Below are 18,123 nucleotides of genomic sequence, written 5' to 3' on the forward strand. Positions count from 1 at the left end.
AGAGTAGTGATGTGAACAAAGAGTCAGTAACATGGGCATAAGAACTGTTCTTCAGAAAAAATTTCAGAACCTTTTTGTGGCTGTTGTGTTAAGTGAGACTGAATGTACACTGCGTTGCAAGGTGCTCAAAGAGGGTGCCATTACCAGAACGTTTACCAAAACCTTTACGTTGTCTCCTCCACTGGATGCGCTTGATAAAAATCTTGAAAATTATTTGATGAATTTGCAAGATGAGTATCAGTTTGTCTACATCGCTTTTTTACTGGGTTCTCTAGGGCAAGGTGCCATTTCAGGTACGGGGAACAGTGCTTTTAGCAAGCACAGCGTTGATATGCAAAATGTTTACAACGTCGCTTTATTCAACCAATGGTCCGCGTATGCTTCGTTCATTGAGATCAAATGGGCTAAGAATCTCTTTTCTGAAGTAGGACTGGATTTTATCTACTCACCTTTTATTCTTTTAAGTGATTTTGTCGTTTCACAAAAACTTAAAAACAAGCCTACGTGCTATATTCTCAACTGCCAAGATTTCTTTATTTTAGCGATTTTCGAAGAGCGACAACTGCACTTTGGTGCTTTTTTCAAAACGCAAACGGACACAGCATTTACCCACAGCAACGATATGAATGATTGGGAAAACGAACAAGAAGAAGAGGGTGTGATCGATTCTCCTGAAGAGATGTCCGAAATGGCAACAGCCAATGATGATGAAGAGGCACAAGAAGAAGGCATTGAAGAACTCAGCGAACTGGGTGAAATTAGTGAGCTTGAAGATATTGATGATTTGCGCTCCACTGACTCTTTTTCGGATGTGAATGATAGATCCTTGAGTCAATTAAGGGGCATGGACGCTTTTAAAGATGAAGACATCAGCCTAGAGCTTTACGGGCGTGATCTTTTAGTCTATAAATACCTTAAAACAGCCCTCGAAGAGTATTATCACAATCCTTTGTATGTCAGCAAATTTATTGATGAGATTATCATTTTTGATGGGTATGAGATCAGTTCCGATTTGATTCATCAACTCGAAGATGAGCTGATGATGGATGTGGAGATTCATAAAGTCGATGTGAGTGATCGTATGTGTGACATCGCGATTAAAGAGGTTTTTAAATGAGACTAAGTTTCATCGCACCTCGCCCAAAGCCCTTTTTATCGCTCTTTAGTAAAATGTGGGTGATTTTTATTGCTCTGATGTCTCTGTTTATGATTATTTTCAATTTTTACATCGTGATTGAGATGAGCTCCTTTAAAAATGGCGTGGTTGATCTGACCAAAGAGCGTGAAATGCTTGAACAAAAGATCGATGAAGACGATGCAACCATTGGCTTGATTTTGCGCCAAAAAGCGCTCTCCGAAGAGATCTTTTCAAACAATACCCTCTTAAAAGAGAGCATGAAAAATCTGTTTGATTTAGTGCCGGATCAAATTACGCTCAAAAAAGTGCAGATGGAGCGCAACTCGCTTATTTTATACGGCATCTCCCCAACGCAAGATACCTTTAATTTCTTGTTAGCCGCACCGCTCAAATCGATTTTTCATACCAGTAACACTAACTTTTACCTGACAAAAGAGGGATGGTATAACTTTGTGAGCATTAACAAAATTATTGGCGAGGATGGCTTAGGTGAATAGTTTTGACCGCAGTTTAGACAAAATCGACATGATGAAATTGCTCATTTTCTTAATGGTTTTTATTATTGTGACCTTTGCGTTTGTTTTTTTATTGATTATCCCTAATGTGAAAGATCACCGCATCTTACAAGCAGAATACAAACGCGTTTTAGTCCATAAAACCAGGGTCGAAAACCTCTTTTTAGAGCGCGAAGCAGAACTTTCAAAACTCAAAGCAGAGAACGTGCATGTGATTTCCGCGTTTAAACACCCGTTTACGCAAGAGGAGTTTATGCGCTATGCAGGGAAATTTTTTACCCACGTTTCACTTACTGAAATCACCAAGTCGGAGTATAAAAAAGAGTTTGTTGAGTATGAGCTCAATGCCACATCAACGCTTAAAACACCAACCAATTTTTACAACTTTTTAGAAGGGCTTAATCGCTACACCAGCATTGTTCAAGCTGATTTCCCGATCTATTTGGAATCAGGCAAAGAGAGCATTAGCTCAACGTTTAAAATTAAAGTGTACGATCTTAACGCAACGCGTTAGGATCAAGACCACACGCGCAGAGATACGGGCGTATTTTTAGAGGAATACGCTCTTTTCGGCACGCCTCTTTAAACGTTTTTTCCATCGTATGTTTAAGATAAGGTGCTATAAAAATTCTCTCCTCTTCAAAACAAACGGCAATTTTCCCGCCCACCACACAGTTTTTGGTTCTTAAAATCTCATCTCTTTGCGCTTTGGTCAAAAGCGTTCCCATTTGTTTGATAATTTTGTCAATTTGACGAATGTTAATAAGATCATCTGCATCTCTTGCGAGTATAAAAAGATCTTGGATATGCTTAGCCTGATGAGGCAAAAGTCGTTTACGATCTTCGTACAAATAAACAAAACTTTTAGCAATGCCCTCTTCATACGCATCCATCAATGGGGTCGCAAACTCATGTCGGAATTGGTTGCGTAAGTGTTTGAGCGATTCATTGCTTTCATCGTTAAAGTAGGTAATTTTGTGCTCACAAAGATAGTTTTGAAGCGTTTTTTTGCTTACATGTAAAAGCGGACGAACCAGAGTATACGTTTTTCGCATTTCCACTTCTTGCATGCCTAGCATCTCCACAAGTCCCGCTCCACGGCTGAGTTGCATTAAAAACCATTCGAGTTGATCGCCCAGATGGTGCGCCATTAAAAGCGTTTCGTAGCCGTGTTCTTGGATGATTGTTTCAAAAAAAGCGTAGCGCTCTTCTCTGGCATGGTGCTCAAAATTGCTTTCTTCCAGTTTACATGTAAGGCTAAAAAGGTGTTTATGATGCGTTGTGGCAAGCGTTTTAGCATACGCCTCTTCGGCATCACTTTGCGCGCGTGTTTGGTAATTAACATGCGCTATATCAAAAGCAATGCCGTGTTCTAGCAGTAAAAAAAAGAGGGCAGTGGAGTCTCCACCGCCTGAAAATGCCACTAAATTTTTAGATGTTTTAAGAAGCTCAATCGTTGCTTTATGCAACAGTAGTGATGGTTGCAATGAGTTGATCCCCAGCACATTCTGTAATGGTCGCGCGGTAGCAAAGTCCTACTTCAATGTTCTCAATATCGGAGTCATTGACCAAGACTTCCCCATCAATGCTCGGTGCCCAGAGAAGTTCGCGTGCGCCCATAAAATATTCATGCTCGCTACTTTCTCCTTCCACTAAAATGATAACCACTTTACCAATTTCGTTTTCAAAGCTCTTTTTTGTTTTTGCTTGGACGAGTTTATCGAGTTGTTTAATGCGTTTATTGATCGTTTTCGTGTCGATCTTCTCTTCCATTTCATACGCTGATGTATCCTCTTCATTCGAATATGCAAAGATGTTGACACGGTCAAAATCAAACGCTTTGGCAAAGTCCAAAAGCTCTTTAAATTCCGCGTCGCTCTCTCCTGGGTGTCCGACAATAAAACTGGTGCGAATAAAGCTATTGGGCGCTTTTTTCATCAGCTCTAACTGTTCAATGATGCGCTCACGTCCAGCGCCACGTTTCATGCGTTTGAGCATTGAATCGCTGATGTGTTGGATCGGCATATCAAAGTAGTTGTGAAACAACGGTGAGCTAATGATGCGCTCAATCAGAGCATTAGATGTTGTCGTTGGGTAAAGATACAAAATACGTGCACTTTTAACACCATCGATCTGCTCAACCGCGTCAATCAGTTTAATAAGCCCCTCTTTTTCACCCACATCGCGAAGAAAGGAGCTGCTATCTTGTGAGATAAAACTAAAGTCATAAAAGCCTTTTGCAACAAGCGCTTTGACCTCTTTAATCAATGATTCAAGGGTGCGTGAATGCAGTTTGCCCTTAAAACCAGGAATCGCGCAAAAGCTACAGGCTTGATTACAGCCTTCAGAGAGTTTGACATACGCATGCGCATTGGAACCCGTGATAACGCGTTCTTCTTCATTGAGTAAGTATGTCGCGGGGCTGAAACGGTTTTGGCGAAGAGCGATGATCTCATCGATCTTGTCATAATCGCCGACACCCGTAAAAAGATCGACCTCTTTAAGCTCTTTGGTCAGATCTTCTTTGTAACGCTCCGTCAAACAGCCTGCCATAACGAGCAGAGAGCCTTTTTTACGTGCTTCATGCAGTGAAAAAATGGTGTTAAGACTCTCCTCTTTAGCAGGTCCAATAAAACCACAGGTATTAACGATCAGTACGTCAGCCTGACTGGGGTCATCGCACATCTCGTAGGCTTGAAGTTTGCCTAACATCACTTCGCTATCGACGAGATTTTTATTACAGCCCAGTGAGACTAAATGTAGTTTTTTCAATGTATTCCTTAAATCCATAAATTATCAATGAGGCGGGTGGTGCCAACTTTGGCGCAGACGAGAATGATAGAGTTGCCTATTTCAATGGTTTCTATTGTATCAAAATCACGATTTAAAATTTCCACGTATTCTACATGTAAAGATTCTAGGGTGTGTACCATTTCAGCTTTAAGGGTTGCAATATCGCGTTCTCCTGCAATAATAGCATGCGTCGCAACTTTGAGTGATTCGCACAGAAGCAGTGCTTTTTGGCGCTCTTGGGGATTGAGATACGCATTGCGACTGGAAAGCGCTAGACCATCATCTTCTCGGATAATTTCACACGGAATAATCTCCAAATCCAAAAAGAAACTTTTGACCATATTTTGCAAAAGATAAAGCTGTTGTGCATCTTTTTTACCAAAATAAGCCCGTGTTGGTTTCGTGAGATGAAACAGTTTGAGTACGACACGTAAAACGCCATCAAAATGCCCAGGGCGCGCTAAGCCTTCTAAAATGTAGGCTTTGGCACTAGGAGCAAGGATGGTTGGCTCCATCTTTGCGTACATCATCTCAGAAGTAGGCATAAACAAAATGCTCACGCCTGCAAGTTCACAGATTTTGATATCGGCTTGGGTGCGTTGTGGGTAGGTACTAAAATCTTCTCCTGCTAAAAACTGTGTAGGATTGACAAAAACAGAGACAATGGTATGCTCATTCTCAGCGATGGATTGTTGCATCAACGAGAGGTGTCCGTTGTGCAAGGCTCCCATGGTTGGCACGAAGCCAATGGAGCCTTGAAGCTCTTTTCTTGCTTGGGATAAATCTTCGATGGTTTTTACTATTTTCATTTTAGGCACTTTTGAGTAAAATATAAGAATAGACTTCTAAGAAACGGTCCTTATGAGAGGTCTCTTAAATTGAAGCGAGTATTATAGCAAAAGGAAACCATTTGGATAGTTACGAATACACCGAACTTCTCAAAAAATTAACCACAAAAGTGGACAACATCGCGCAGATTATCAAGCCAGAAGATTTGACTTCAAGGCTAGGTGAGATTGAGATGATCGAGCAAGACCCCGAATTTTGGAATGATGCGAAGAAGGCTGCTGAGTTACAAAAAGAAAAAACCGCTTTAAACTCCTTACTGACCCGTTACACCAAAGCTAAAAATGTGGTGGTGGACGCAGTGGATTTGTACGAGATGGCAAACAGTGAAAACGATGAAGCGACCATCGAAGAGCTTTACAAAGATGCAGAACATCTTGAAGATCACATCACCAATTTAGAGATCGCCATGATGCTCAGTGGCGAAAATGATAACAACAATGCCATCATCTCGATTCATCCAGGAGCGGGTGGAACGGAGAGCCAAGACTGGGCGAGTATGTTGTACCGTATGTATTTAAGATGGGCGGAACGTTCAGGTTTTAAAGTCGAAGTGCTGGACTACCAAGAGGGTGATGAGGCAGGGCTGAAAGATGTGAGTTTTATCATCAGTGGCGAGAATGCGTATGGCTACCTTAAAGTCGAAAATGGCATTCACCGTTTGGTGCGTATTAGCCCCTTTGATGCCAATGCCAAACGTCACACGTCGTTTAGTTCTGTGATGGTTTCGCCTGAGGTGGATGATGACATTGACATCGTCATCGAAGATCGTGATCTTAAAGTGGACACCTACCGTTCAGGCGGATCAGGAGGTCAGCACGTCAATAAAACCGACAGTGCGATTCGTATCACTCACATGCCAACAGGCATTGTGGTACAGTGTCAAAATGATCGTTCTCAACATAAAAACAGAGCAACAGCGATGAAAATGTTGAAGTCACGTTTGTATGAGTTTGAACTTGAAAAACAACAAGCGGTGAAAGATGGCGTTGAAAAGAGTGAAATTGGTTGGGGCCATCAGATACGCAGTTACGTTTTAGCGCCATACCAACAAGTCAAAGACAATCGAAGTAACATTGCCTATTCACAAGTGAACAACATTTTAGATGGCGATATTTCAAAAATGATCGAAGATGTGCTGATCGCACAAAAACGTTAAAAACACTCTATACAAGGAAGAAACCAATGGAAAAACAAGCAATCTTAACACAACTAGGCTACAGTGTTACACCAAAGTCTGAAGCGCAACTTGAGTGCGTTATCAACAATACCATAGGGTTTGAACATGTTGGCAAACATCTGCTCGCACTGCACGATGCACTGAAAGTTCATCACTCTTTTGTGGCACTCTCTAGTAACAAAGATTACTTCAAAATTAAAAACGAAGCTACCAGCGCTGATCTGATTGACGAAGTCAATGAAATGATTAGTAAATGGGCGGCAAAATATAAAGTTACTTTGGAAAAAGTTCCTCACAAAAACACCTATTACGTCATAGGCTACAAATAACAAAGGCTCTGTATGTCAAAAACAAAATACCTGCTTATCGCGGCAGTGGTTGTATCCGCTCTTGGTGTAGCGCCACTGGTTGTTTCTCACAACGTTGATAGCATCATTGAAACCAATAGCGCACTGCTTGAAAAAAATGGGCTTAAGCAAGTGATTTTAAGCAAAAGTGGCTATTTCACCAGCGTGCGAACCTTTAGCCTTGAAGTGATCGATGCTAAAAAAGCACGCGACTTTTTACTGACGCAGTTGGTTGCGAAAAACGCCCAGTACACGCTTTTTGCCGAGGCGATGAAAGAAGAGAGCAATCATAGCATCAACGAATCGTTTGATGGTCTCACCTTCAAAGGGCAAATGATCCACTCCAATCTTTTGCCAGGTGATGTCAAACTCTCTTTATCCTTGGATCAACTCCCCAAATCAGTTCAAGAAGAGCTTGCCAATAACAAAGCAGCGAGCGATGCGATTATCCCGCTATTGACACGCGGTGTTTTAGCGGTTGATATGACCTTAACGAGCGATCAAAAACTCAAAGATCTAAAGTTCAAAGACATCAAAGAAGAGATCAAAGCTGAAGGTGCTGTGCTGAACATTGACACGCAAAACCAGCGAATGACGTTAAACGAGCGTGGTGACGTCGTGCAAGGTGTTTTAGGCGTTGACAAACAAAACCTTGGCGTTACGGGTGAGATGTTTATGTTTAAAAGTGAGCTCAAAGATTTTGTCTATAACTTTAACTACAAAGATGAACTCAATAACAAAGGCGATATGAGCATTGGCACGTATGCGCTTGAAATGAACGATGAGTATACCAATGTCAAATTTGACCTAGGTTTTCTCAAAGCGAACAGCAGTATTGAGGATGTGCAAAAAGACCTTCAAGTCAAAGCAGACTATACGCTTGGGAACATCGCACTGCTTAGCGATACGGATGATATTAAACTGGACACACTTTTTGCCAAACTCTTTTTACGTGGGGTTCATTCCGACACGATGAAAAAAGTACAAGCAGACTACAATGCGTTGCTCCTTGGTACCACAACGGTTGAAGACAAAGTGCTGATTGATGACTTTGTAGCACTTGTGAACCATGGGGTAAAAATAGATTTAGACATCGCTATGAAGGGGCTTGCAACACAAATGCTGAACTTGAAAGACGTGAGTGTCGATACGAAGCTTGAAATTGCTCCAAACAGTTACAACGACACACAAAGCCCTCTTGCGCTCATTGGACTTGTGGACATTACGTCTAAAGTGAAAGTGCACAAAGATGACCGTGTGATGCTTGAATTGATGGGGTTGACTTCCGCGGAAGATTTTGCGCGAGGCAAGGCTGAGGGTGATTTTTTCATCTATGAAATTGCGATGAAAAAAGGTGCCATTAGCGTTAATGGTCAAACCATCCAGTAAATCATGAACACACCCACTCAAACCAACATTTTTGCCCTAGCTCTTGGAGATACACTCTCTCCAAGGGTTTTACTGGTTTCCCTGCTCTCGTTTATCTTAACCATTGTCGTTTTTATAGGTGCGATTTGGCTGTTATTTGGCGGTATGGGCGCACTCTCCGAATGGGTCGCACAGAGTTTGCAAAGTTTTGAAGGGAGCATCGAGCAGAGTTGGTTTTTGAGTATGGTCTCACTCATTTTTATCACTAAAACGGTGGTGGCGATTCTCTTCTTTTTTACCTCTGCGATGGTTACGTACTATCTTTTTTTGATGGTTTACTCGGTCATTGTAGGGCTTTTTGCGGGCTATTTTATCAAAGAGATCGGCACAACGTACTACCCAAGTGTTGCCTTTCGTGGCATTGGGCTTTTAAGTTATCTGTGGATGGTGCTAAAGACGCTGTTATGGACAACGCTGATGTTTCTGCTGCTCTCCCCTTTGGTCTTTATCCCTGTGCTCAATTTCGCGCTTTTGGTGCCTGTGTATTACCTGTTCCATAAACTCTTAGTCTTGGATGTCGCTTCGATGCTTAATTCAACGCAGGAGTATAGGGAGCTTAAACGCTTGTATGCAGGGCAGATGAGGGGAATTTCGTTGGTCTGTTTTGCGCTGACGGTTATTCCGTTTTTAGGGGTGGTCATCTACCCTTATTATGTGATTGTGATGAGTCACTTTCTGTTTCGTAAAACGAAGGGGATGCGAGCCCTTTAACAGAGCTCAAAAATCCCTTTTTGGCGGTTTTTATAGATACTTCCATGGCTAGCAATCGCTCCGTGCATCGCAAGGTAGACGCCGTTTTTCTCTCTTACATGTAAATCACCCAGTGCCATCATGAAATTCGCGGTTGCTTCGACGGTATCGATGCTAAAAGGCACCATTGCGCTTGTTAGAGAGATGATTTTGTCTTTTACATGTAAGGCTAAAAACGTGGCGGTCACATCCATCGTGTCAGTACCGTGGATGATCAAAACTTTACGAGCGGGTGATGCTTGAATCGTTTGAACGATCAGCTCACGATCCTCTTCGCTCATCTCTAGGCTGTCTTTGTGAATGATGTTTAAAAGTTCATACGAAGTGTTGTAACAGTAGCGTAAAATGGACTCAACAGCGATGCCATCTTGAGGCACTTCAAGCTCTCCTTTGAGGGGATTGTAGCGTTTGTTAAACGTGCCACCGGTGTTGAGAATAAGGATTTTCTCCATAAATTAGACCTTTTGACGAATTTGAATTTTTTGAGGATCAAACAGCTCCGTGGCTTTTTGAACAAAAGGGGTGTTCAGCACCTCTTTGGCATCGATCTCTTTTTTATCTGCCATCAATGCACCTGCGGCACAACTATCGCCCTGAGGTGCCTCTTCAAAGGCAAGATTTTCCATCATTGAGGAGCTTTGATCGTTGGCGTTGAACTCTGCTTCGCTCATTTGAAGCGCTTCGTTTGGGTCGAAAGTCGGTTCAGGCTCTGGAAGGCGCGATTGGATTTTCGTGATTTTTATTTTGGCTTCTACCCCAAAAAGATCTTGCACAAAATGTTTGATGATGCTATAGTGGGTATTGAGCGTTTTACTCGCTTCACCTTCGGCGTTAGAGGTAAGGGCCAATAATTCATCCTCAAAGCTGATAAACCGAATGTGCGTTTTAAAGCATTCGCCGAGTTCCGCGTTACGGTCAAACAGTTTGTCGCAAAGACGTGCAAAAAGCATTGCAGAAGTGACGCCTTGATCGTTTACATGTAAAGGCGCTTCCACCTTTGGTGTCGGTGTTTGCACACTTGTTTCTATCTCAGGTTTTGCCTGAGTTTCTGGAAGGTGATACTTCTCATTTTCAAGCGAATCAATCATCTCTTCAACGGTTTTAATGTTGGTCGCCTCGATCATTTTAAAGAAGATCAGTGAAAGCACAAACCCATTGTTGGCGTTGATGTAAAGAAGGCTCTTTGCTTCACTGAGAATTTTGAAAAAACGCTCATACAACAGTGTTGAGAAACGGCGATCTTGTGCAAAAAAAGCATTTTTAAGATAGGCAATCAACTCATCGATGACGATTTCGCACTCATAACTCTCAAGCTCTTTAATGAGGTGAAGCATCTCGTTTTTGTTTCCGCTTAAAAGGGTGGTAAAGATGGATTCAAGCTGATTTGGGTCTAAAAGCCCCAACATCGTCGCAACGTTCTCAGGGGTAATGTACCCTTTGGAGAAGATGATAGCTTGATCCATAAGCGTCAACGTATCGCGCAGTGAGCCATTTCCTGCGCGCGAAAGCATCTCAAGGGCTTCTTTTTCATACTCAATATTTTCAAGGTTTAAAATATGACAGAGGTGGTTGACGACGTCACTTTGTTTGATCTGTTTAAAGCGAAAATGTTGTGCACGAGATAAAATCGTTGCAGGAAGTTTCAGTGGATCGGTCGTTGCGAGGATGAATTTCACATAACTTGGAGGCTCTTCGAGGGTTTTTAAAAGTGCATTAAACGCTTGTGTGGTGAGCATATGGACTTCATCGATGATGAAGATTTTAAAGCGCGCACTGGTGGGTTTGTATTTGGTACTCTCGATCAGTTCACGAATATCGTCAATCCCACGATTCGATGCTGCATCCATCTCGATGATGTCGATGTGGCGGTTTTCATTCGCACTGAGGCAGTGTTCACACACTTCGCAGGGTGTTGAGGTTGGTCCTTGGTCACACACGAGCGCTTTGGCAAAGATGCGTGCTGTGGAGGTTTTGCCACTGCCCCTAAGTCCTGAGAAGAGATAGGCGTGTGAGAGCCTATCTTGATTCAGTGCTAATGAAAGTGTTTGGGTGATCGACTCTTGGCCGATCAACTTATCAAACGAGGAAGGACGGTATTTTAGAGCAAGTACTTGATGTGACACAGTGCAACCTTTAGGTTTTTAGTCATTCATAATAGATAAAAGTTCTTCATTGTCCTTGGTTTTAAGCATTTTAGCATACAAGAATTTAAGCGCTTCAATGTCATCCATTTGGCTGATAGCACTACGAAGTGCCCAGATTTTTTGAAGACGATCAGGGGAGAGAAGAAGCTCTTCTTTACGGGTTCCTGATTTCATAATGTTAATCGCTGGGTAAATTCTTCTATCGGAGATATTACGATCCAGAACGATTTCGCTGTTACCAGTCCCTTTGAACTCTTCAAAGATAACTTCATCCATTCTACTTCCCGTCTCGATCAATGCGGTTGAAATGATGGTCAAACTACCACCAAATTCGATGTTTCTTGCCGCACCAAAAAAGCGTTTTGGTTTGTGCAATGCGTTGGCATCCACACCACCACTGAGCACTTTTCCACTCGAAGGTGTTACGGTGTTGTATGCACGTGCAAGTCGTGTGATCGAATCTAAAAGAATGATGACATCTTTGCCCATTTCAACGCGACGCTTGGCTTTTTCAATGACAAGATTGGCAACGCGAACGTGGTTGGAGGCTGGCATATCAAAGGTTGAGCTGTAGACTTCACCTTGGACACAACGCTGCATATCGGTGACCTCTTCAGGTCGTTCATCGACAAGTAAAACGATCAACTCCGCTTCGGGATGATTGCGTGAGATACCGTGTGCGAGCTCTTTCATAAGTTCGGTTTTACCACTTCGTGGAGGGGCAACGATCAGACCACGCTGACCTTTACCGATAGGCGTAAAGAGATCAAGGGCACGACCTGTGATTTTCATCGGGTCGTATTCAAGTTTAATTTTTTCGGTTGGATACAGTGGTGTTAAGTTTTCAAAAAGAGGACGTTTCTTACTCTCAATAAGGGGAAGATAGTTGATCGCTTCGATTTTCAGAAGGGCGTAATAACGCTCTTGATCTTTAGGAGGTCTGACTTGTCCTGTGACGATGTCACCCGTACGAAGTGCAAATTTCTTAACTTGCGTACTGCTGACGTAGGCGTCATTGGCACTATCAGAGAAGTTGGCATCGGTGGCACGTAAGAAACCATACCCTTCACCCGCGATCTCCAAGATACCCGTAAACAGAATGAATCCACCTTGGTTGACTTGCGATTTTAAAATTTCAAACATCAAATCTTGGCGTTTTAATTCGTTGGGGTTTTCAATGCCAAGCTCTGTCGCGATCTCTAAGAGTTTTTCCAGTGGTGTGGTTCTAAGACCTTCGATTTTGTAGCCATCGACGGGAACGTGCGTGCGCGTTTTGTTATAGTGGGTTGGTTTTGTTTGTCCGTTTCCGTTCGTGTTTCCGTTGGGTTGGGTTGTATTCGCGCAGGATTGATTGTTTGAGGTAGGAGTGTTTCCGCTCATTGTGCCTTCTTTGTTGTTAGTTTGATCGTTCATGAAGCTAGAGTCTCTTGTATGGTGAAAGGATTCCCAAAGATAGAGTTGCTTGAGTCGATTGTTATGAGACTACTTTGTGAGAATTCTAAAAAGTAGTGATGGTGTAATTTTAGTCAAAGCGGCAAGATTTGTCAAGGTGGGCTAAAGAGAAAAAAGATAAAATGGCGCTCATAAATTGTAAGCTCAAAAGAAGTAAAGAATGAATGATTTAGTGCATTTGGCAATTATTATGGATGGCAATGGCAGATGGGCTCAGCGTCAAGGCAAAGAGCGCTCTTTTGGACACAAAGAGGGTGCAAAAAAGGTACGCGAGATCACGAAGTATGCCGCAAAAATGGGCATCAAATACCTAACACTCTACGCGTTTAGCACTGAAAACTGGGATCGCCCCAAAGCGGAAGTCACGGTTTTGATGAAACTGCTCTCCAAATATTTGCACAGTGAACTTCCAACTCTGTTAGAAAACAACATTCGTTTTGATGTCATCGGCGATATGAGCAAATTTTCCGCGTCACTTCAAAAAGAGATCGCGTATGCCAAAGAGATGACCGAGCACTGCACGGGGCTTAGGCAAGTCCTTGCGATCAATTATGGAGCGCACGATGAGATCCTTCGCGCGATCAATAAATGTTTACATGTAAAGGGTGAAATCACCAAAGAGATATTAGAGTCCAACCTCGATACTGCAGGCATTCCCGATGTTGATCTTCTGCTTAGAACGGGAGGTGACTACCGTCTTTCAAACTTCTTACTCTGGCAGGCTGCGTACGCGGAACTTTTCTTCACAAAAACGCTTTGGCCAGAGTTTTCCACAGGCGAACTCGAAGCGATTATCTCCGAATACACATCCACCGAAAGACGTTATGGCAAAATTTAATCTTTTTAATGTAAAAAACAAAAACGTGACACTTTAATTTTTGCTATAATAAGAAAGAATTACAAATATCATTAAATAGAATAGTGCTATACTGATCTTAGAAGTTTTGATAATTCGTTAAAATACAGTGAGTTATCATGAAAAAGATTATCGTAAGCCTCTTATTTTGTTTATGTCAATTTTTAAGTGCAGAAGAAGCTCTTCGCCTTGGAATTTTAGCCTTCCGCCCTAAAGAGCAAGCGCTGAGTCAGTGGCAACCTTTTGCAACTTACCTTCAAGATACTATCAAGAAACCTATTGCCCTTCACATCTACAATTACCCAGAATTTACACACGCCGTTGCCAATCATGAAGTTGACATCATTTTAACCAATCCTGGGCATTACATTGTTCTCAAAAACAGGCATAAACTTTCCGCTCCTCTTGTGACACAAATCACTCAAAAAAATCACACTATTCTCACCCAATTTGCAGGAGTCATTTTCACACGCCACGACTCACCGCTAAGAGCGCTGAACGATCTTAAAAACGTGAAAATTGCTGTCACCAACACAGACTCTCTTGGCGGGTATCAGATGCAAGCGTATGAGTTGGCACTGAAGGGCATTATGCCCAAGCAGACGCATTTGGTAATCACAGGTATGCCCCATGATAAGGTCATTGAATCAGTTCTCTCACGTAAAGCCGATGTGGGATTTGTACGTACCAATGTTGTGGAAGATATGAGGGAAGAAGGCAAATTAGCGTTGTCCGATATTAAAATCATCAATGAACAAAACGATCTAAACTTCCCTTACATTCGCTCCACCAGACTTTATCCCGAATGGCCTTTGGTGGTGGTTGCAGGCTTTGATGAACATGTGGCACGCGCTTTAACGGTGGCGCTTTTGGCCCTTTCTCCTGAGAGTGAAGCGGCTAGAAGTGCGCAGATTTATGGTTTTACGGTTCCCGCGGATTATAAAGGGGTGGAAGATGCGCTCAGAACCCTTCGTGTACCGCCGTTTGAAGGGGCTCCAAAATTTACCTTAGCCGATTTTTGGGCGCGTTATGCCAACCATATTGCCCTGATGCTCTTTGCTTTCCTCATTTTTCTGATGAGTGTTGGCTTTCAGTTGTACCGTCAAAACAAGCGTATTCGCCACAATGAAAAGCACCTACTTTTAGTTCAAGACAATCTGCAAAGCACTCTCGATGCCATTCCCGATGCGCTGTTTGAAATGAGCCTTGATGGGGTCTATTTCCGTGTGGGGCGAGCACATGCCAATGTGAGCGCCTCTTTGTCTCAAGAGATGATGGGTAAAAATGTGTATGAGATTTATCCCAAGGATGTTGCGGACATTTTTATCCAAGCACTGCGCGAAGCCGACCAAGAGGGGCATGCGTTTGGGTATCAATTTTCCATCGAAGAAAACGCTAAAACGCTCTGGTTTGAACTCTCGGTTTCAAAGAAAAAAGAGTCTCATGAGGTGGCGCATTTCATTGTTTTATCGCATGAAATCACCCACCGCAAAGAGGCAGAAGCAAAGCTCAAACTGGCTGCTAGTGTCTTTACCTACGCGAGAGAAGGGATTATGATCACCAACGCTTCGGGTGAGATCGTTGAGGTTAACGATACCTTTACCTGTATTACGGGCTATGAGCACCAAGAGGTGGTTGGGCAAAATCCACGACTGCTAAAATCAGGCAGGCAAAGTGAGTCGTTTTACAAACAAATGTGGCAATCCCTGCTTGAAAAAGGGCACTGGTACGGCGAAATCTCCAACCGTCGTAAGTCGGGCGAAGTCTATGTGCAGATGACAAGCATCAGTGCCATCTACGATGAACATGAGGTCGTTCAATCCTATGTTGCGCTTTTTACGGACATCACAACGATGAAAGAGCATGAAAAGCAGTTGGAGTATGTTGCCCATTATGACGCGCTGACCTCGTTACCGAATCGTGTGTTATTTGCCGATCGACTCAGACAAGCGATGGCGCAAACGGAGCGAAGGAAAAAAGAGTTGGCGGTTGTCTATTTGGATCTCGATGGCTTTAAAGTCATCAATGACCAATACGGGCATCACGTAGGTGACGAGCTTTTAGTCATTATCGCCGAGCGTATGCAAGAGGCATTGCGCCAAGGTGATACCATTTCAAGGCTTGGTGGCGATGAGTTTGTGGCTGTTTTGACCGACCTTTCCAATCAAGACGAGTGCATCCCCATCTTAGATCGCCTTCTTAAAGCAACGTCTGATCCTATCGTGATCGATAAAAATATCATCCAAGTCTCCAGCAGCATCGGCGTGACCCTTTACCCCAAAGATGGTGTCGATGCCGATCAGCTTTTACGGCACGCTGATCTTGCGATGTATCAGTCGAAACAATCGGGAAAAAACCGTTACCACTTTTTTGACGTCGAGTCTGATCGTGCGATCAAAAAACACAATGAGAGCCTTGAGAGCATTTTATCGGCGATTATCAATGATGAATTTTTGCTCTACTATCAACCCAAAGTAAACCTTGAAACACGTGAACTTGTTAGTGTCGAGGCGCTGATACGGTGGCAACATCCCGAAAAAGGCTTCTTGCTTCCGCACGCTTTTTTGCCGATCGTGGAAGATCATGTTCTGAGCATTAGGCTTGGCGAATGGGTCATCGAGCGAGCATTTAAGCAGATGAGCGCTTGGATCAAAGAGGGGCTCAGCCTCTCGGTAAGCATCAACGTGGGTGCTCGTCAACTGCAAGACTCAAGTTTTACAGAGTATCTGCAAACGATGTTGCTGCGTTATCCCGATGTGCCCGCGCACCTTGTTGAGTTGGAGATCTTAGAGACGAGTGCCCTTGAAGATATGGTGCATGTTTCGCAAATCATGCACGCGTGTAAAAGCCTTGGGGTACGTTTTGCACTGGATGATTTTGGGACGGGGTATTCGTCGCTGAGTTATTTGCGAAAATTGCCAATCGATATTTTGAAAATAGACCAAAGCTTTATCTGCAATCTGTTGCATGACAACGACGATCTCGCCATTGTCGAGGCGATTGTGGGCTTAAGCAAAGCATTTGATCTTCACGTGATTGCCGAAGGTGTTGAAACGCAAGAACACGCAGAACTACTCTTAAAACACGGCTGTGAGTTAGCCCAAGGTTTTGGCATCGCCCGCCCGATGCATCCCGATGCCATCATCGCTTGGAAAGATTCGAGTCTTTACATGTAAAGCCTTGATTGAGATCAATCAATGACTTACTTCTCTCCTCTTGCTAAGATGCTGGAAATTTTTCAAAGAGGATAAAAAATGTCTTTAAACATGTTATGTGATCAATGCTCTATGAGTGCCATCGGTGGCTGCGGTTCTAAAGGTCAAGAGGTAGGAACCTGTGGCAAAGATGCCAACTTAGCGAAACTTCAAGACATCATGATTTACGGTCTTAAAGGTTTGAGTGCTTATCGAACACACGCCAATGAATTTGGTGCCAATACCAAAGAAGTCGATGACGTCATCGCTCAAACACTTTACTTTACACTGACCAATGTTAACTTCAACTTTGACGACCACATCGCTCAACTGATGAAAATCGGCTCTGCGGGTGTTAAAATGATGGACATCCTAAGTGATGCACACACCTCTCACCTTGGCGTTCCAACGCCTGTTCAAATCAGTCAAAACAGAGCGGAAGGTAAAGCGATCTTAGTAAGCGGTCACAATCTTGACATGTTCTTAGAGCTTTTGAAACAAACTGAAGGTAAAGGCATCAATGTTTATACGCATTCAGAAATGCTTCCAGCCCATGCGTATCCTGAGCTTAAAAAATACCCTCACCTTAAAGGTAACATCGGTAAATCATGGTTTGATCAAACCAAACTCTTTGAAGAGTGGGGCGGAACGATCATCGTAAACACCAACTGTATCGTACCTCCAAAATCAAACTCAACCTACATTGATAGACTCTATACGTACGACATCGTAGGCATCAAAGAGGGCAAAAAAATCCACAATAACGATTTTAGCGAAGTCATCGCTCAAACATTGGCACTTTCAGATGTCACAGGTTTTGACAGTAACGAAACACTCGTAACAGGTCACCACTATAAAACCATCCTTGGTCTTGCACCTCAAATTCTTGAAGCAGTTCAAGCAGGCAAAATCAGCCAGTTCTTCGTCATCGCAGGTTGTGACGCTCCAGGAAGCGGCGGCGAATACTACCGAAAAATGGCAGAGAGCCTTCCAAATGACTGTGTCATCTTGACTTCAAGTTGTGGTAAATTTAGATTTAACGACATCGACTTTGGAACCGTTGCAGACACAGGCATTCCTCGCTACCTAGACCTCGGTCAATGTAATGATAGCAATGGCGCTGTTCACATCGCTCTAGCCCTTGCCGGCGCACTGGGTGTGACAGTACACGATCTTCCAGTTTCTATCGTTCTTAGTTGGATGGAGCAAAAAGCCGTTCTTATTCTTCTAGGACTCTTTAGCCTTGGCATCAAAAATATCTACCTAGGACCAAAACCACCACAATTTGTCAATGACGACATCTTCGCGTTCTTGCAAGAGAACTTTAATTTGCATTTGACGGATGATGCGGCATCAGATGTGGAAAAATTACTGCTTAAAAAACCTGCATAAGGTTTACATGTAAAGATGGGGAAGCCTTTAAAAGGCTTTCCTGAACTTCTTACCCCCTTCATCTTTACTTTACATGTAAAGAAGAAAA

General features: G+C 43.0%; 16 protein-coding genes. 10 read left to right on the forward strand and 6 right to left on the reverse strand.

The window, feature by feature from the left end; translation table 11 throughout:
* Nucleotides 1-31 precede the first annotated feature (31 nt).
* Genes SMUL_RS02935 through SMUL_RS02945 form a run of 3 tightly spaced genes read left to right on the forward strand, consistent with a single transcriptional unit; the run spans nucleotide 32 to nucleotide 2,167 of the window.
* Nucleotides 32-1,117 carry a hypothetical protein gene (locus SMUL_RS02935; RefSeq protein WP_025343771.1) on the forward strand — a complete coding sequence of 362 codons (1,086 nt, stop codon included), beginning with the start codon at nucleotides 32-34 and terminating at the stop codon, nucleotides 1,115-1,117.
* Nucleotides 1,114-1,635, forward strand: coding sequence for a hypothetical protein (locus SMUL_RS02940; protein WP_025343772.1), 522 nt, complete (start codon nucleotides 1,114-1,116; stop codon nucleotides 1,633-1,635). The genes SMUL_RS02935 and SMUL_RS02940 overlap by 4 nt, the downstream gene beginning before the upstream one ends.
* Nucleotides 1,628-2,167 (forward strand): hypothetical protein, encoded by a 540-nt coding sequence (locus tag SMUL_RS02945; protein WP_025343773.1) that lies wholly within the window; start codon nucleotides 1,628-1,630, stop codon nucleotides 2,165-2,167. The genes SMUL_RS02940 and SMUL_RS02945 overlap by 8 nt, the downstream gene beginning before the upstream one ends.
* Here the strand turns inward: SMUL_RS02945 and tilS are convergent.
* The 3 genes from tilS to panC are packed head-to-tail and all read right to left on the reverse strand — an operon-like array spanning nucleotide 2,151 to nucleotide 5,255.
* Nucleotides 2,151-3,140 (reverse strand): tRNA lysidine(34) synthetase TilS, encoded by a 990-nt coding sequence (gene tilS / locus SMUL_RS02950; protein ID WP_051492662.1) that lies wholly within the window; start codon nucleotides 3,138-3,140, stop codon nucleotides 2,151-2,153. The two genes, SMUL_RS02945 and tilS, sit on opposite strands and share 17 nt — an antisense overlap.
* The gene (gene rimO / locus SMUL_RS02955; RefSeq protein ID WP_025343775.1) at nucleotides 3,115-4,425 is read right to left on the reverse strand and encodes a 30S ribosomal protein S12 methylthiotransferase RimO; all 1,311 of its coding nucleotides are present in this window, start codon (nucleotides 4,423-4,425) and stop codon (nucleotides 3,115-3,117) included. Before rimO ends, tilS begins: the two co-directional genes overlap by 26 nt.
* A gap of 8 nt (nucleotides 4,426-4,433) precedes the next feature.
* Nucleotides 4,434-5,255: a pantoate--beta-alanine ligase gene (gene panC / locus SMUL_RS02960; RefSeq protein WP_025343776.1), complete on the reverse strand. Its 822-nt coding sequence runs from the start codon at nucleotides 5,253-5,255 to the stop codon at nucleotides 4,434-4,436.
* A 101-nt stretch (nucleotides 5,256-5,356) separates the two neighbouring features.
* Between panC and prfB the strand changes: the two genes are divergently transcribed.
* From prfB to SMUL_RS02980, 4 genes are read left to right on the forward strand one after another with little or no spacing between them, the layout of a single operon-like run.
* Nucleotides 5,357-6,451 (forward strand): peptide chain release factor 2, encoded by a 1,095-nt coding sequence (prfB, locus tag SMUL_RS02965; protein ID WP_025343777.1) that lies wholly within the window; start codon nucleotides 5,357-5,359, stop codon nucleotides 6,449-6,451.
* Between the two features lie 26 nt (nucleotides 6,452-6,477).
* Nucleotides 6,478-6,801 carry a hypothetical protein gene (locus SMUL_RS02970; RefSeq protein ID WP_025343778.1) on the forward strand — a complete coding sequence of 108 codons (324 nt, stop codon included), beginning with the start codon at nucleotides 6,478-6,480 and terminating at the stop codon, nucleotides 6,799-6,801.
* A gap of 12 nt (nucleotides 6,802-6,813) precedes the next feature.
* A complete protein-coding gene (locus tag SMUL_RS02975) occupies nucleotides 6,814-8,208 on the forward strand; it encodes a YdgA family protein (protein WP_025343779.1) in 1,395 nt (464 codons plus the stop codon).
* 3 nt (nucleotides 8,209-8,211) lie between these two features.
* Nucleotides 8,212-8,958: an EI24 domain-containing protein gene (locus SMUL_RS02980; protein WP_025343780.1), complete on the forward strand. Its 747-nt coding sequence runs from the start codon at nucleotides 8,212-8,214 to the stop codon at nucleotides 8,956-8,958.
* Here the strand turns inward: SMUL_RS02980 and SMUL_RS02985 are convergent.
* Genes SMUL_RS02985 through rho form a run of 3 tightly spaced genes read right to left on the reverse strand, consistent with a single transcriptional unit; the run spans nucleotide 8,955 to nucleotide 12,521 of the window.
* Entirely contained in the window at nucleotides 8,955-9,449 is a 495-nt protein-coding gene (locus SMUL_RS02985) for an asparaginase domain-containing protein (RefSeq protein ID WP_025343781.1), read from the reverse strand. The genes SMUL_RS02980 and SMUL_RS02985 overlap by 4 nt on opposite strands.
* A gap of 3 nt (nucleotides 9,450-9,452) precedes the next feature.
* The gene (locus tag SMUL_RS02990; RefSeq protein WP_025343782.1) at nucleotides 9,453-11,120 is read right to left on the reverse strand and encodes a DNA polymerase III subunit gamma/tau; all 1,668 of its coding nucleotides are present in this window, start codon (nucleotides 11,118-11,120) and stop codon (nucleotides 9,453-9,455) included.
* Between the two features lie 18 nt (nucleotides 11,121-11,138).
* Nucleotides 11,139-12,521 (reverse strand): transcription termination factor Rho, encoded by a 1,383-nt coding sequence (gene rho / locus SMUL_RS02995; RefSeq protein ID WP_025343783.1) that lies wholly within the window; start codon nucleotides 12,519-12,521, stop codon nucleotides 11,139-11,141.
* A gap of 232 nt (nucleotides 12,522-12,753) precedes the next feature.
* On the opposite strand from rho, the gene SMUL_RS03000 reads away from it, so the two are divergent.
* From SMUL_RS03000 to hcp, 3 genes are all read left to right on the forward strand, one after another.
* Complete coding sequence (locus tag SMUL_RS03000; RefSeq protein ID WP_025343784.1) at nucleotides 12,754-13,431, forward strand: di-trans,poly-cis-decaprenylcistransferase; 678 nt, start codon at nucleotides 12,754-12,756, stop codon at nucleotides 13,429-13,431.
* Nucleotides 13,432-13,568: 137 nt separating this feature from the next.
* Nucleotides 13,569-16,625: an EAL domain-containing protein gene (locus SMUL_RS03005; protein ID WP_025343785.1), complete on the forward strand. Its 3,057-nt coding sequence runs from the start codon at nucleotides 13,569-13,571 to the stop codon at nucleotides 16,623-16,625.
* Nucleotides 16,626-16,703: 78 nt separating this feature from the next.
* Nucleotides 16,704-18,035 carry a hydroxylamine reductase gene (gene hcp / locus SMUL_RS03010; RefSeq protein ID WP_025343786.1) on the forward strand — a complete coding sequence of 444 codons (1,332 nt, stop codon included), beginning with the start codon at nucleotides 16,704-16,706 and terminating at the stop codon, nucleotides 18,033-18,035.
* Nucleotides 18,036-18,123 lie beyond the last annotated feature (88 nt).

This window comes from Sulfurospirillum multivorans DSM 12446, from assembly GCF_000568815.1.
Lineage (GTDB): Bacteria > Campylobacterota > Campylobacteria > Campylobacterales > Sulfurospirillaceae > Sulfurospirillum > Sulfurospirillum multivorans.